13 protein-coding genes are annotated in these 14,643 nt (G+C 70.9%); 8 read left to right on the top strand and 5 right to left on the bottom strand.

Annotated elements, in window-relative coordinates:
* Positions 1 to 54 precede the first annotated feature (54 nt).
* Together IPH07_08180 and IPH07_08175 are read right to left on the bottom strand one after the other, a co-directional pair.
* On the bottom strand, positions 55 to 1,032 hold the full coding sequence (locus IPH07_08180) for a DUF4331 family protein (protein MBK6917361.1): 978 nt from the start codon (positions 1,030 to 1,032) through the stop codon (positions 55 to 57).
* On the bottom strand, positions 1,029 to 1,769 hold the full coding sequence (locus IPH07_08175; protein MBK6917360.1) for a DUF4331 family protein: 741 nt from the start codon (positions 1,767 to 1,769) through the stop codon (positions 1,029 to 1,031). The genes IPH07_08180 and IPH07_08175 overlap by 4 nt, the downstream gene beginning before the upstream one ends.
* Before the next feature lie 418 nt (positions 1,770 to 2,187).
* Here IPH07_08175 and IPH07_08170 point away from each other — a divergent pair, with 418 nt between their 5' ends.
* Complete coding sequence (locus tag IPH07_08170; GenBank protein ID MBK6917359.1) at positions 2,188 to 2,487, top strand: hypothetical protein; 300 nt, start codon at positions 2,188 to 2,190, stop codon at positions 2,485 to 2,487.
* A 28-nt stretch (positions 2,488 to 2,515) separates the two neighbouring features.
* Here the strand turns inward: IPH07_08170 and cobA are convergent, their stop codons facing one another.
* Together cobA and IPH07_08160 are read right to left on the bottom strand one after the other, a co-directional pair.
* On the bottom strand, positions 2,516 to 4,054 hold the full coding sequence (cobA, locus tag IPH07_08165; protein ID MBK6917358.1) for a uroporphyrinogen-III C-methyltransferase: 1,539 nt from the start codon (positions 4,052 to 4,054) through the stop codon (positions 2,516 to 2,518).
* 20 nt (positions 4,055 to 4,074) lie between these two features.
* On the bottom strand, positions 4,075 to 5,169 hold the full coding sequence (locus IPH07_08160) for a hypothetical protein (GenBank protein MBK6917357.1): 1,095 nt from the start codon (positions 5,167 to 5,169) through the stop codon (positions 4,075 to 4,077).
* 204 nt (positions 5,170 to 5,373) lie between these two features.
* On the opposite strand from IPH07_08160, the gene IPH07_08155 reads away from it, so the two are divergent.
* Positions 5,374 to 7,089: a hypothetical protein gene (locus IPH07_08155; GenBank protein MBK6917356.1), complete on the top strand. Its 1,716-nt coding sequence runs from the start codon at positions 5,374 to 5,376 to the stop codon at positions 7,087 to 7,089.
* Positions 7,080 to 8,861, top strand: coding sequence for a tRNA uridine-5-carboxymethylaminomethyl(34) synthesis enzyme MnmG (gene mnmG, locus IPH07_08150; GenBank protein ID MBK6917355.1), 1,782 nt, complete (start codon positions 7,080 to 7,082; stop codon positions 8,859 to 8,861). Before IPH07_08155 ends, mnmG begins: the two co-directional genes overlap by 10 nt.
* A gap of 31 nt (positions 8,862 to 8,892) precedes the next feature.
* On the opposite strand, the gene IPH07_08145 is transcribed toward mnmG, so the two are convergent.
* The gene (locus IPH07_08145; GenBank protein ID MBK6917354.1) at positions 8,893 to 9,249 is read right to left on the bottom strand and encodes a PilZ domain-containing protein; all 357 of its coding nucleotides are present in this window, start codon (positions 9,247 to 9,249) and stop codon (positions 8,893 to 8,895) included.
* Between the two features lie 297 nt (positions 9,250 to 9,546).
* On the opposite strand from IPH07_08145, the gene IPH07_08140 reads away from it, so the two are divergent.
* The 5 genes from IPH07_08140 (at position 9,547) to nuoK (ending at position 14,616) form a co-directional block, all read left to right on the top strand.
* On the top strand, positions 9,547 to 11,394 hold the full coding sequence (locus tag IPH07_08140; protein ID MBK6917353.1) for a GNAT family N-acetyltransferase: 1,848 nt from the start codon (positions 9,547 to 9,549) through the stop codon (positions 11,392 to 11,394).
* 203 nt (positions 11,395 to 11,597) lie between these two features.
* Positions 11,598 to 12,134, top strand: a complete 537-nt coding sequence (locus tag IPH07_08135; GenBank protein ID MBK6917352.1) for an NAD(P)H-dependent oxidoreductase subunit E — start codon at positions 11,598 to 11,600, stop codon at positions 12,132 to 12,134.
* 78 nt (positions 12,135 to 12,212) lie between these two features.
* Positions 12,213 to 13,601: an NADH-quinone oxidoreductase subunit NuoF gene (nuoF, locus tag IPH07_08130; GenBank protein ID MBK6917351.1), complete on the top strand. Its 1,389-nt coding sequence runs from the start codon at positions 12,213 to 12,215 to the stop codon at positions 13,599 to 13,601.
* A complete protein-coding gene (locus IPH07_08125; GenBank protein MBK6917350.1) occupies positions 13,598 to 14,281 on the top strand; it encodes an NADH-quinone oxidoreductase subunit J in 684 nt (227 codons plus the stop codon). Before nuoF ends, IPH07_08125 begins: the two co-directional genes overlap by 4 nt.
* 32 nt (positions 14,282 to 14,313) lie before the next feature.
* Positions 14,314 to 14,616, top strand: a complete 303-nt coding sequence (gene nuoK, locus IPH07_08120; protein MBK6917349.1) for an NADH-quinone oxidoreductase subunit NuoK — start codon at positions 14,314 to 14,316, stop codon at positions 14,614 to 14,616.
* Positions 14,617 to 14,643 lie beyond the last annotated feature (27 nt).

The raw sequence follows: 14,643 nt of genomic DNA, 5'->3' as shown, positions 1-14,643 counted from the left end.
ACACGGGGCGTCGTTGGGATCGGCGGGTCGAGCTCGACCGCGCCGAGCGGCGCACTACGGCGTGTGCGCGGGCGCGAGGTACGGGAACTCCGCCGGGAAGTCCGCGTCGTTGGCGATCGGGTTCAGCGAGAAGTCCGCGTCGCCACCGTTGAGCGCGGCCGGCAGGTTGAGGAACGCGGTCGCCAGCGCGTGCGGGCAGTCCTCGGTGTCGGGGTCGCACTCGGCGTCGCACTGGAAGCCGACGCCCGAGGCCTCGGGCAGCGGCGGTGCGGCGAGGTTGAGCGTCAGCACCGACAGGATGATGTCGATGGCCGGGTTGGCCGGCATGCGCCCGTTCGCGACCGGACCGCAGGTGTCCGGATCGATGTGGAAGCCCGGCGGCAGCTCGGTGGAGAGCTTGAGCACGTCGGGGTACGCCGCGAGGCCGCCGCCCTGATCGGCGCACGAGCCCGCGATGGCGATCGACGGCGGCGAGCAGGTCGCGAGGCCCGGACCCGGCGGGTCGGGGAACAGCGGCTGGAGCTCGTCGTCGAGGCCGTCGGTGCCGCTGGGCATGTTGTCGGGCCCGAAGTGCAGCAAGATCAGCGACGCAGCGGTCTCCGCGACGCTGACCTCGAAGTAGCCCATGGGATCGACGTCGTCGATCGGGCTCATCGCGTTGTACATGTCCTTGTCACCGTGGATGTGCAGGCCGGTGTTGACCGCGGGGAAGCCCATGCGGTCGACGCGGGTGTACATGTCGGGCGGCGTCTCGTTGAAGTGGAACGTCGCCGGATCCTCGGTGGTGGAGGTCGAGCTCCCCATCGAGTCGGTCGAGTCCGCCGTCGTGGTGTCGGACGCCGTCATCGACGCCGACATCCCGGTGCTGTCGGCGGTCGTGGTGTTGGTCGTGGTGTTGGTCGTCGAGGCGGTCGTCGACGCGGTGGTGTCAGCGCCAGTGCTGCTGTCGTTCGCGCTGGTGTCGTCACCGGGCACGCAGCCGACGACCAGGGCGGCCGCGATGATGAGGTGGGTGAAGTTGGTGGTCTTCACTTGGGTGCCCTCCCGGTGGTCGCCCAGATCTGCAGGAAGCCGTCTGGGTTGTCCGCGAGCGCCTCGGCGGCCGGCATCTCGACCACGATGGCCATGGTGTTCAGGCCCGCGAGGTCGTCGTTCTCGGTCACGCCCGTGAGGCTACGGAACGCGAGATCGATGGGGTCCTGCTCGGGATCGTCGAGGTTGGCGATCGTCGCGATGAAGCCGGTCAGGTCGAAGAAGAACGGGTCGTCGAAGATGCCCGCCTGCACGGTGACGTCACGGTCGTGCAGCGCCATCTCGACCGGTCCCACGATGGTGCCGCTCGAGCCGGGCACGTTCTCGAACTGCACGCCCCACTCGTTCAGCGAGTTGGTGCCGAAGCGGACGTTGATGGCGATGTCCGAGCCGAACGTGGTGCCATCCTGCGAGTCCCAGCCGGTGGGGTTGGCGACCGGCGCGGAGTCGTTGTCGATGTGGATGGTGTAGAGGACGTTGGGCAGCTCGTCGACGTTGTACGTCTGCTCCTCTCCGGCATCGGGCGCCAGGAGCGGGTTGAAGGTAATGATGACGACGATGGTGTCGGTATCGGCCTTGTACCAGGCGTAGACGTCGTTGATGTCCGCGACTGGCTCCGCCTGCGTGCCGGGCGCGTCGCGGTGATCCGCGGCGTCGACCCGGCCGCCCAGCGGCAGCGTGGAGGCGACCAGCAGGGCAGTGCCCAGCTTGGTCGCAAGCTTCGTTCTTCTTTGCATGTGTCGATGGTCCTGCTGTTGGTTCGGGGTGCACCGTGCTCATCACGCGGGCACCGTCGTTGAAGGCAGCGCGGCCGGCATCGTAACAGCCGCTAGCGAGCGCTGGACACGTGCACCGCCCCCGTCTGCACCGAGATCGCGCGGTCGCAAGTTCGCGACGCGCGAGCAGTGGCGAATTGGCCGCGATGGGTCGCGGACGGCGTTCTACAGGTGCAAAGGCCGGGTGGGAGCGTCGCGCACTCGAACGGGCGCCCGCGCCCGTAGCCCGCCACGGGCGTCCGCGGCGGGCATCTACGCAGATCCGCGGGCGAAACCAACGCGTGCTCACCGACGTACCGGGCGAGCGACTACCATCGCGAGCGGGCGTCGTCACGGATCGACGGCCACCCGTACCCACTCACCGGAGTCCTACGCACCCATGAAGCGCACACCCCTCGTCCTCGCCCTCGCCCTGTGCTCGTTTGCTGGCCTCGCGCTCTCGCTCGGTCAGGCCAGCGCCGACGGGCCGAAGCCGTGCAAGGCGACCAAGTTCGACTTCCCCCAAGTGAAGGCTGCGTGCGACGCCGGCGGTGTCGATGCCGCCAAGAAGCTGATGAAGTCGGTGGTCGACAAGGCCAAGGCGGCCGGCAAGGAAGTGAAGTGCAACGCCTGCCACAAGGACCTCAAGGAGTACGCGCTCACGCCCAACGCGGTCGCGGATCTGAAGCCCTTGCTGTAGTCGCAGCGGTGTCGGCGGGCGCCTGCGGTCACCACAGTGATCGCAGCGCCGCGACGACGCCATCGTCGCTGGGCTGCTCGGCCACCGCATCGACCCGCAGCCCCAGCTCGGTCAGCGCCGCCGCCGTCACCGGGCCGATCGCGACCAGCTTGCCCGCCGCGATCGCGTTGCGGGCCCGCGGCTCGCCCCACGCCTGCGTCAACGTCGTCAGCAGGTGCGCGCCGGTCTTGCCGCTGGCGACGACGATCGCGTCGAAGCCGTCGCCACCGTGCTCGGTGTCGGCGAGCGTTCGCACCAACGCGGCCGGCGGCGACGGTCGCACCACGCGGTACCCGACCGCGAGCACGTAGTGTCCGCCGGCCTCCGCGATCGCGTCGGCGAGCACGTCACGGCCGGCGTCCGCGCGCACGTGCAGCCACGCGCGGTCGAGCCACTCGCGCTCGCGCAGCGCCGCCACCAGGCCCTCCGAGCTCGCGCGCTCGGGCACGAGATCGCAGCGGATGCCTCGGGCCGCGCAGGCGCGCTCGGTCGCGGCTCCGATCGCCACCACCGCGCGCCCCGCCAACACCCGCAGGTCGAGCCCGACCCGCACGAGCGCGTCGAAGAACGCCGTGACGCCGCCCGGACTCGAGAGGATGACGCCGCTCTTGAACTCGATGCTGCGGACCGCCCGGTCGAGCGCGTCGAGATCATCGGGCGGCGTGACGGCGACGCACGGCAGCAGTGCGACGTCGGCCCCGAGCTCGGCGAGCGTCGACGCCAGCGGGCCGGCGGCATCGAGGGCGCGCGTCAGCACGATCCGCCGGCCGAACAGCGGCCGCGACTCGAACCACGACAGCTGCTCGCGCAGGCCGACCACGTCCCCGACCACCATCACCGCGGGCGCCCGCAGACCGGCGTCGTGCATGCGGTCGGCAATCGTGGCGAGCGTCGCGACGACGGTGCGCTGGAGTCCGCGCGTGCCCCAACGGATCGCCGCGGCCGGCGTGGCCGGATCACGCCCGGCGTCGATGAGCCGCTGCGCGTTCTCGCGGGCGTTCTTCACGCCCATCAGCAGCACGAGGGTGCCGGCGGAGCGCGCCAGGTGCTCCCACGCGACCGCGAGCCCGGCCTTCTCGTAGGCCTCCCAGCCCGACACGAAGGTCACCGCCGGGGTGTGATCGCGGTGCGTGATGGGGATGCCGGCGTACTGCGGAGCCGCCAGCGGCGAGGTGACGCCCGGCACGAACTCGAAGGGAATGCCGGCCTGCGCGAGTACCTGTGCCTCTTCGCCGCCGCGCCCGAACAGGCACGGGTCTCCGCCCTTGAGCCGCACCACGCGGGCGCCCGCGCGGGCCCGCGCCACCAGCAGTGCGTTGGTCTCGGCTTGATCGAGCGCACCACCGCCGCGCGGCCCGGCCTCGCGCTGGTGGATCTCGCAGTCGGGTCGGCAGTGTGCGAGCAGGATCGGGTTGACGAGGTAGTCGATCACGACCACGTCGGCGCGCGCGAGTCGATCGCGGCCGATCAACGTCAGCAGGCCGGGGTCACCGGGGCCGGCCCCGACCAGTGAAACGAACCCGGTCATGGTGCGGGCTTCCGGTGGCGTCAGCCCTGGCAGCAGAACGTGAACTGGCCCGTCGGCGCGACCTCACCGGTGGCCTCGGGGGCCGACGCGACCGTGCAGCCGAGGCCGGTGTCGAGTGCCATCGCCACCGAGCTGCCGGTCGCGGGCGTGCAGGCGTTGTTCGGCACCGCCGAGGCCACATCACCGGCGCAGTCGAGATCGGCGTACACCTCCATGACCGCCTCGCAGGTCGCCACCGCGGCGCCGCAGCTGCAGCTGGAGCAGTCGCGGCTGTCCTCGATGTTCGAGTAGTAGCTGCGCTTGACCGAGTACTCACCGGGCGGGCAGGCCTCGTCGCCCTGCTTGTACACGCAGAGGTTGGCCTCGAAGTCGCTCGGTGGCAGCGGCGTGCAGACACCCGCACCTTCCTCGCAGCTGGTGGCCGGGCCCTGCAGCTTGCACGAGCGCACGGTCGCATCCCACTCGACCGGCGGGATTTCCTCGACCTTGTTCTGCATGCAGCTCGGCGAGTTCTGCAGGTACGCGTAGAACGACGCGAAGCCGGCGACGTTGGTGTTCATGCAGGTCTCGCTCACCTGCGCGTAGTCGAGGTAGCTGTTGCACGCGGCCGTGGTGTGCGAGTACTTGTACCCGTAGCAGCTGGGCGCCACGCCGTAGTCGCACTCGCAGTCGCACAGCGCCGGGCCGGGATCGTGGTAGCCCTCGAGCACGGTCGGTCCGGGTTCGGCGTACTCGGCCGGGCACGCCGGGAGGTCGCCGGCCTCGGTGACGCGCGCGTAGATGGTGGGGCCGAACCAGCCCGAGGGGGCGGGCGCGCTGCAGGCCGCCTGCGCCCCGCACTCGCCCGGCAGTGGTCCGCTGTCGCTCGAGCTGCCGGGATCGGTCGTCGCCGTGGTGGTGATCGGTCCGCCGCTCGAGCCATCGCCCGAGCTGTCGCTCGCCGTGGTCGATGCGGTGGTGGTGGTGAGGCTGGTGCTCGCGCCGGTGGAGCTGGACCCACCACCGTCGGAGGAGCCGTCGTCGATGTTGGCGCTCGGGCCGGTGCAGGCCAGCGACAAGGCGACGATCAACAGCGACGGGCGAAGTGACGGGCTGGTTCGGTGACGCAGGCGCATGGGGATCGTCCTCCGCGGCAGGCGACACGCCGCGGCCTCTGGGGCGACGCTAGATTAGCGACAGGCCCCTGGGCCGCGCAATCGCTGGGCGGGGCGTCCGAGCGGACGATCGGCCCGTACGCCCGCCCCCGCGACAGCCGCGTCGTGACCTCGCGCGTGAGCGTGGGGGCGTCGGTGCTGGCGGGGTTCCGATACCATCGCGGCATGCGTCGTCTCGCCGCCCCCACGAGCAGCCGCGTGTTCCAGTCGACCCTCGCCGCCGCCACCGTGGCACTTGCGGCCTGCACCGGATCGACGGTGCCGATCACGGGGGATGGCAGCACCTCCGGCGCCGAGGGCGGCGGATCGAGCAGCGGCAGCGGCAGCGCGACCACGCTGACGAGCTCGACCACCTCGGTCGATTCCTCGGGCTCCGACTCCGGCAGCGGCGGTAGCTCGGACACCGGCGCGCCCGGTTGCAACGACGGCGTCTCCAACGAGGACGAGACCGACGTCGACTGCGGTGGCCCGACCTGCGACGCGCGATGCCAGGCGGGCCAGCACTGCGTCGGTCCCGACGACTGCGCGTCCGGGGTCTGCACCTTCGACACCTGTCGCGAGGCCGCGTGCGACGACGGCGTGAAGAACGGCGACGAGACCGACGTGAACTGCGGCGGTCCCAGCTGCCCGCCGTGTGGCGACAGCCTCGCGTGCAACGAGCCCGCCGACTGTCAGAGCGAGCTCTGCGACAACGGGGCCTGCACGCCGGCGAGCTGCGCCGATGGGCTGCTCAACGGCAGCGAGACCGATGTCGACTGCGGAGGCTCGTGCCCCGGCTGCCCCGAGGGCGGGCAGTGCGACGGCAACGACGATTGCTCGACGCTCTACTGCGAGGCCGGCAACTGCCTGGCGGTCGAGTGCCTCGACGACGGCGACTGTGCCGAGCTCGCGGGCCAGTGTGCGGTGGGTGCCTGCAATCAGGTCACCCACAGCTGCATTGCGCAGCCGGCCTTCAGCGGCCAAGCCTGCGACGACGGTTCGACGTGCACCACCTCGTACTGCGTGGCCGGCCTGTGCGGTGCGATCAACCCGCTCAACTGCAGCTACCTCGACAACGGCTGCAACGTCGGCCAGTGCAACGCTGGCATCGACGCGTGCGTCCAGATCGCGCTGAACGACGGCGATACCTGCGACGACTTCGACGTCTGTACGGAGAACACCACCTGCACCGCCGGCGCGTGCATCAACGGCGACAGCGTCGACTGCAGCTACCTCGACAACGGCTGTCAGGTCGGTGCGTGCAACCAGTTCAGCGGCGAGTGCTACTCGACGTTGTCGCCCGACTTCTCGCCGTGTGACGACGGCTTCGCGTGCAGCACCAACGAGCAGTGCCTCGCGGGCGCCTGCGTGCCCGACAACCTGGTGCCGTTCTGGGGCGAGGACTTCGCCGACAACGACGCCGGCTGGACACTGGGAACGGCGTGGGAGATCGGCTCGGCGACCGCGTCGGCGTGCCCGGTCGGCAACTCCGACCCGGCGATGGATCACACCGACACCGACGACAACGGCGTCGCCGGGGTCGAGCTGGGTGACTGCGCGCCGACCGATCTGCACGACTTCTACTGCCTCACCAGCCCGGTGATCGACACCACGGTCGCCGCCGGGCCGCTGATGCTGCAGTTCTACCGCTGGCTCAACAGCGACTACACGCCGTACATGCAGAACCTCATCGAGGTGTGGGACGGCTCGCAGTGGGTGACGATCTGGTCGTCGGACAGCACGTTCATCACCGACGCCGACTGGGTGCAGATCAACCACTCGCTGAACAGCTTCGTGCAGGACGACTTCCAGTTCCGCATCTGCAACAACGTCGGCTCGGGCGGCGTGTACACGATCGGCGGCTGGAACCTCGACGACGTGGCGCTGCTGTCGTGTCCGTAGACGCGACGCGGCGCAAGGTTCTCGTCATCGGCGGCGGCCATGCCGGCATCGAAGCCGCGCTGGCGGCCGCGCGCGTCGGCGCGCGCGTCGAGGTCGTCACCGGCAGCGTCGCGAGCATTGGCCAGACCCCGTGCAACCCCAGCATCGGCGGGGTCGCGAAGGGCCACCTCGTGCGGGAGATCGACGCGCTCGGCGGCTTCATGGGTCGCGCCGCCGACACCTGCGCGATCCATGGTCGCGTGCTCAACCGCAGCAAGGGTCCCGCGGTGCGATCGACCCGCCTGCAGGTCGACAAGCAGCGCTATGGTGCCCACGCCCGCGCAACGCTGACGTCGGCGCGCAGGGTGGTGGTGCGCGAGGGGCTGGTCGAGTCGTTGTGGATCGTCGACGACCGTCGCGTGCGCGGGGTGGTGCTGCACGACGGCAGCCGCATCGAGGCCGATGCCGTCGTGGTCACGACCGGCACGTTCCTCGGCGGCGTGCTGCACACTGGCACCGAGGCGATCCCGGGGGGACGCGCTGGCGAGGCGCCCGCGCTGGGCCTGTCGCGCCAGCTCGCGGCGCTGGGTCTGTCGCTGCGGCGGCTCAAGACCGGCACGCCGCCGCGGCTGTTCGGCCCCAGCCTCGTGACCGCGGGGCTCGAGCCCCAGCCCAGCGAGGATCCGCTGCCGCGCTTCTGTTGGGCCGACGATCCCGAGCCGCCGCCGCCGGTGCTGCCGCAGATCCTCTGTCACATCACCGCGACCACGCCGCGGACCCACGAGCTCATCCGCGCGCACCTGCACGACTCGCCGATGTACAGCGGCCGCATCACCGGCCGCGGACCGCGGTACTGCCCGTCGATCGAGGACAAGGTGGTGCGCTTCGCCCAACGCGAGCGCCATCAGATCTTCCTCGAGCCCGAGGGGCTCGACACCGACAGCGTCTATCCCAACGGCATCTCGACCAGCCTCCCGGCCGCGGTGCAGGCCCAGCTGCTGGCGACGATTCCGGGGCTCGAGCGCGCTCGCATGCTGCGACCCGGCTACGCCGTCGAGTACGACGCGATCGATGCCCGTCAGCTCGATCATCGCCTGGCCTCGCGCGCCTACGCGGGGCTCTACTTCGCGGGACAGGTCAACGGCACCTCGGGCTACGAGGAGGCCGCCGCACAGGGCTTGGTCGCGGGCGCCAACGCTGCCGCCGAGCTGCTCGATCGCCCCGCGCTGGTGGTGCCGCGCGAGCACGGTTACCTCGGCGTGCTCGTCGACGACCTCGTGACGCAGGGCTGCGACGAGCCCTATCGCATGTTCACCTCGCGGGCCGAGTTCCGCATCGTGCTGCGCGAGGACAACGCCGACGTGCGGCTGGCCCAGCTCGGTTTCGACAGCGGGCTCGTGGACGCGCGACGACGCGACGCCGCGCTCGCACGTGACGCCCATGCCCAGCAGCTCGCGGCGACGATGCGCCGTGATCCCAGCGCCGCCGATGCACTCGAGCCGACCCTGCGCGCGCGCGCCGAGGCCATCCTCTTGTACAGCGGCTACGAGCAGCGCATGCGCGACGAGGTTGCGCGCATGCGCGACGGTGCCTCCGATCTACCGCTCTCGGACACCGTCGACTTCCACGCCCTGGGTGGTCTCTCCCACGAGTGCGCGAGCAAGCTCGCCGCCGTGCGCCCGCGCTCGATCGCCCAGGCGGCGCGCATCCCCGGCATGACCCCGGCCGCGCTGCACTGCCTGTGGGCGCACGCGCGCAGCGAGCAGCGGCGACGTCACGACGACGCGTCGTGATCGCCAAGCGGCGCCACGACCGGCGCGCGCGTCAGCTGGGGTTGGCGCGCAGCAACGAGGCCAACGCCGCGTGATCGGCGACATCGGCGTCGAGCCAGCGCACCGCGATGCCGTGCCGGCGTAGCAGCGGCGAGGGCGTCTCGATGCGGACGACCTCGGCGCGCAGCACCAAGGGATTGCGCAGCCCGCCACGGCTGACCTCGACGCGGACGATCTCCCCCGGGTCGAGGCGCACGCTGCCGTGGAGCAGCGCGCCGCTCAAGCTGATGTCGAGCGTCCGTGCCGAGAGCAGCAGTCGCTCCTCGTGCCAGATCCGCGTCGCGAGTGATGCCGGACTGCGCGGGTGGGCGCGTCGCTCCTGGTCGCTCATCTCGGAGAGTCCTCGCATGTGCTTGTCCTTCGGCGGCCGACGTTCCCGTAGCACGAATCGTGGGGCCGTGGCCGCGGCACGCCCGCGCGTGTCGCACGCGCGTGCGCAGGCTTGTGCACGGTTGGCCTGCGCGGTCCCCTCGGGGCTTCGTCCCCTTCGACCGCACCCCCGTTGCCCGCACCAAGATTGCGTAACGAACTCGCGGCTGCCGCCGCCGGAGGAAGATCACGGATCACGGTGCTTGGGTCGCGGCGGCCCACGCCGGTCCTTCGGTGGTTGACGTCCAAGCCACGGCTGGGCAAGTCTCGCGCCGCCTTGAAGGTGCACTTCATTGCGATCGCCGGCACCGGCATGGGCGCGCTGGCCCGACTCCTCAAGGATGCCGGCCACGACGTGCGCGGCTCCGACACCGCGGTGTATCCACCGATGTCCGAGCAACTCGCGCGCGCCGAGATCCCGGTGATGCTGGGCTTCTCGCCGGCCAACCTCGCGTGGGCGCCCGACGCGGTCGTGGTCGGCAACGTCTGCAGCAAGGATCACCCCGAGGTGGTCGAGGCGGGCGCCCGCGGCCTGCCGCTCGAGAGCTTCCCGAGCCTGCTCGCCAAGGCGCTGCTGCCGGGTCGCGACAGCCTCGTCATCGCGGGCACCCACGGCAAGACCACCACCAGCAGCCTCGTGGCGTGGCTGCTCGAGTCCGCGGGGTTGCAGCCGTCGTTCCTCATCGGTGGGGTGCCGCTCAACTTCGGGCTCGGCGCACGGCTGGGGCAGGGCAGGGCCTTCGTGCTCGAGGGCGACGAGTACGACACCGCGTTCTTCGACAAGGGCAGCAAGTTCCTCCACTACCGGCCCAAGCGCGCGATCCTCACGGGCGTCGAGTACGACCACGCCGACATCTTCGCGGACCTCGAGCAGGTGCGGGCCGCGTTCCGGGCCTTCGTCGCGCTGGTGCCCGAGGACGGCGAGCTCATCGTCAACGCCGAGGATTCCGAGGCGCTCGGCATCGCCGCCGGTGCGCGCTGCCGCGTGACCACCTACCGCGTGCTGCCGGAGCACGCGCGGCCCGAGGGCGCCGACGTGCTCGCGCTGCAACGGCCGCGCTCCCCCGGCGGCCGCAATACCTTCGAGGTCGTCGTGCGCGGCGAGAGCCTGGGGCTGTTCAGCACCCAGCTCATCGGGCGCTACAACCTCGGCAACGTGCTGGCCGCGATCGCGATGGCCAAGGCCGAGGGCGCCGGGCTCGAGGCCTTGCGTCGCGGTGTCCGCAGCTTTCGCGGGGTCAAGCGACGCCAGGAGCTGGTCGGCATGGCCCAGGGCGTGCGCGTGCTGTCGGACTTCGCGCATCACCCCACGGCGGTGCAGCTGACCGTCACCGCGGTGCGCAAGCAGTACCCCGAGCAGGCGCTGCACGTGTGCTTCGAGCCGCGCAGCGCCTCATCGCGGCGCCGCGCGTTCGCCGACGCGTTCGCGAGCAGCTTCGATGCCGCGACCGCGGTCTACGTCGGCCCGCTGTTCGCGCCCGAGAAGATCCCCTTCGACGATCGGCTCGACACCGTCGCGCTGGCGCGCGGCATCGGCTCGCGCGGGGTCAAGGCCCGCAGCTTCGACGAGGTCGACGCACTCGCCGCCGCGGTGCTCGAGAACGCGGTGCCCGGCGACACGGTGTTGATGCTCAGCTCGGGCGCGTTCGGCGGCCTGCCCGACAAGCTGCTGTTCGGCTTCGGCGATCCGGTGACCTTCATGGCGCCCGAGGACGCCGACGCCGTCACCACGCTGCTGGCGGGCTACGACCTGCCGCCCATCGTGCCCTCGGGCGACGTCGAGACCTTCGTCATGCGGGCGCCCGGCGTGGTCGTCGGCGTGGTCAGCCTGCAGAACGCCGAGGACGCCGGGTTCCTGTTCGGCCTCGCGGTCGCACCCGATCGGCGCGGCACGGGCTTGGGCTGGGTGCTCGGCGACTGCGTGTTGCGTCGGGCCCGCGAGCTCGGCTTGCGGCGGATCTACCTGCTCACCACCTCCGCGGCGGACTTCTTCGGACAGAAGCTGGGCTTCTCGCCGATCGACACGCGCAGCGCCGATCCGGCGATCCGCGACGCGCCGAACTTCGTCGCCGCCGCGGCGCAGCCGGGGGCGGTGTGCATGGAGCTCGTGCTCCCCGGCGGCTGAGCGCCCGCGCGTGGAGCCCCATCGCGGCCCCGCGACGCCAGCGGGCCGGGAGATCGCGCGTCCATGGTGCCGGGGGCAGATCGACGATTCGAGCGCTTTCACGGCGAAGCGGCACCCGCGGCCGCTCCGGTGGCGCCCGAGGGGGCCCACGAGGCATTGACGAAAATCGGGCACCATCCTAGGTTCCGGGCGCGAATAGCCCCGTGCCAGGCAAGCAACTCTCCCCCGAGATCGAGGCGCGCATCCAGCAGCTGTGGCCGCGCTTTCCCGAAGGCCGTGCCGGTCGCGCGCTGTGTCTGCCGGTGCTGTACCTCGCGCAGGAACAGTTCGGACACGTCGACGCCGAGGTCATCGACCTCGTCGCCGCGCGACTGGGCCTCACCGCCGCCCACGTCACGGGCGTCGCGACGTTCTATTTCATGATCAACCGGTCGCGACCCGGTCGCTTCCACCTGCAGGTCTGCACCAACATCGGCTGTCAGCTGATGGGGGCGTACGACGTGTTCGATCACTGCAAGCGCCGGCTCGGGGTCGCCAACAAGGGCACCACCGCCGACGACAACATCACGCTCACCGAGGTCGAGTGCCTCGCGGCGTGTGGCTACGGCCCGGTGGCGCAGATCGCCGAGCGCGGCCAGCCCGAGATCCCGCTGTACTTCGAGCAGCTCGATCGCGCCAAGATCGACGCCATCCTCGACGCCCTGGCCAAGGGCCAGGTGCCGCGCGAACTCGGCGTCTAGTCGGCCGCAAGACCCAAACCCGCACCGGTTTTCCCCGCCCGCACGCCCGGCCCCGCCCGCGCCAAGAGAACAGCTCCCATGGGATGGTTCGACGTCAAGATCATCAGTGAGCACTTCGATGTGCCCGAGGCCAAGCAGCTCGACTACTACGAGCGCAAGGGCGGCTATCGCAGCGCCCGCAAGGCGGTGGCGATGGCCCCCGAGGCCATCTCGGCCGAGGTCGTGGCCAGCAACCTGCGCGGCCGCGGCGGTGCAGGTTTCCCGACCGGCATGAAGTGGAGCTTCGTGCCCAAGGACGCCGACACGGTCTACCTCGTCGTCAACGCCGACGAGAGCGAGCCCGGCACCTTCAAGGATCGGCACATCCTCTTCTGGAACCCGCACATGTTGATCGAGGGGATGATCATCGCCTCGGTCGCGCTCAAGGTGCGCAACGCGTACATCTACATCCGCGGCGAGATGGCCCGGGAGTACCGCGTGCTGCAGGCCGCGATCGATCAGGCCTACGCCAAGGGCTACCTCGGCGAGCGCGTGTTCGGCTCGGGCGCGTCGGTCGACATCACGGTCTACCGCGGCCTCGGGGCCTACATCTGTGGCGAAGAGACGGCGCTCTTGTCGAGCCTCGAGGGTGGCCGCGGCTGGCCGCGGCTCAAGCCGCCGTTCCCGGCCGTCAAGGGCCTGTGGGGCAAGCCGACCATCGTCAACAACGTCGAGACCATCGCGAACCTGCCGTGGATCGTCGAGCACGGTGGCAAGGCCTTCGCCGAGCTCGGCACCGGTCGCTCCGGCGGCCTGCGCATCGTGTCGGTGTGCGGCCACGTGAAGAAGCCCGGCGTCTACGAGCTGCCGCTCACCGTCACCGGCCGTCAGCTGGTCGAGGACGTCTGCGGCGGCGTGCCCAAGGGCCGCAAGATCAAGGGCGTCATCCCCGGTGGCGTGTCGATGCCGGTGCTCACCGACGCCGAGCTCGACGTGCCGTTCGAGTTCGACGCGCTGCAGAAGGACGAGCGCATCCGCGAGGTCGAGGTGCGTCCGGGGCAGAAGTTCGACCTGGGCGGCGGTCGCACGCTGCGGACCATGGCCGGCTCCGGTGGCGTGGTCGTGATGGACGACGCCACCGACATCACCCAGGCGGCGTGGCGCATCGTCCACTTCTTCGCCGAGGAGAGCTGTGGCCAGTGCACGCCGTGCCGCGAGGGCACCGGTTGGCTGGCCCAGGTCGCCCATCGCATCGCGTTCGGCCACGGCCGCGCCGGCGACGTCGACCTGCTGGCGTCGATCGCCGACGGCATCGCCGGCAACACCATCTGCGCCCTCGGTGACGCGGCCGCGTGGCCGACCCTGGCGTTCCTCACCAAGTTCCGCGACGAGTTCGAGGCCAAGGTCCGCGACGCCCACCCGGTGGTGGTCGCCGGCGGACACCACCACGCGCCGGCACACGGCGACGGCGTCACAGGTGCCGCATGAGCGGGCAAGAGCTGGTCTTCTATCTGTTCGCGGCCATCGCAGTGGTGTCGGCGCTGGCGACGGTGTCCCGTCGCAACCCGGTGGTCGCGGCGGTGTGGCTGGTCGCGACCTTCTTCGCGGTCGCGGTGTGCTACCTGCTGCTGTCGGCGACCTTCCTCGCCGCGATCCAGATCCTCGTCTACGCCGGCGCCATGATGGTGCTGTTCGTGTTCGTGATCATGGTGCTCGACGTCGACGAGCGCGGTCGCGAGGAGCACCGTCGGCCCTCGCGGGTGGCCCGGGTGGGCTACTACGGCTCGCTGGTGCTCTCGGGTGGGTTCCTGGCGTGGGTGCTGCTCGGCACGCTCGCGCGGCAGTTCCTGAGCCCGGGCGCCGCGATGGATCCGAGCGTCGAATTCGGCACCGCCAACGCCATCGGTCGCGAGATCTTCACCGACTACCTGTTCGCGTTCGAGGCCATCTCGCTGCTGCTGCTGGCGGCGGTGATCGGCGCGGTGGTCGTGGCCCGCAACCGCCGTGACCGCGAGAAGGACTCGCTGCAGGACGGCATGACCCACGCGGCGCGCCACGCCGCCGGCGTCGTCGATCACCTCGAGCCCGGCGACATCGCACCGCCCGGCCCCACGCCCGTCATGGACTTCGGCGCGCCCTCGGCGTCCGGCCACGACGGCGGCACCTGAGACCCCCCGCGCATCGCACGAGGCCACCGACCATGCTGCCGATCACGCACTTCCTCTACCTCGCGTTCGCGCTGTTCCTCATCGGGGCCGCGGGCGTGCTGCTGCGACGCAACGTGCTCATCGTGCTGATGAGCGTGGAGCTCATGCTCAACGCCGCCAACATCGCGCTGGTCGCGTTCTCCCGGCAGTGGGGCAACGCCGACGGCCAGGTGCTGGCGATGTTCACGATCGCCGTGGCCGCGGCCGAGGCCGCGGTCGGCCTCGCGATCGTGGTGTCGATCTTCCGCGCCCGCACCGGCACCGACATCGACGACCTGTCGCTGCTGCGCGACTAGCTGCCGCGTTTGCCCCCGGGCGGACCT

It is taken from the genome of Deltaproteobacteria bacterium (genome assembly GCA_016709225.1).
GTDB lineage: Bacteria > Myxococcota_A > Polyangia > Nannocystales > Nannocystaceae > Xiheibacterium > Xiheibacterium phototrophicum.
The sequence above is the reverse complement of the archived record's forward strand: the minus strand, read 5'-3'. Positions and strand labels throughout refer to the sequence as shown.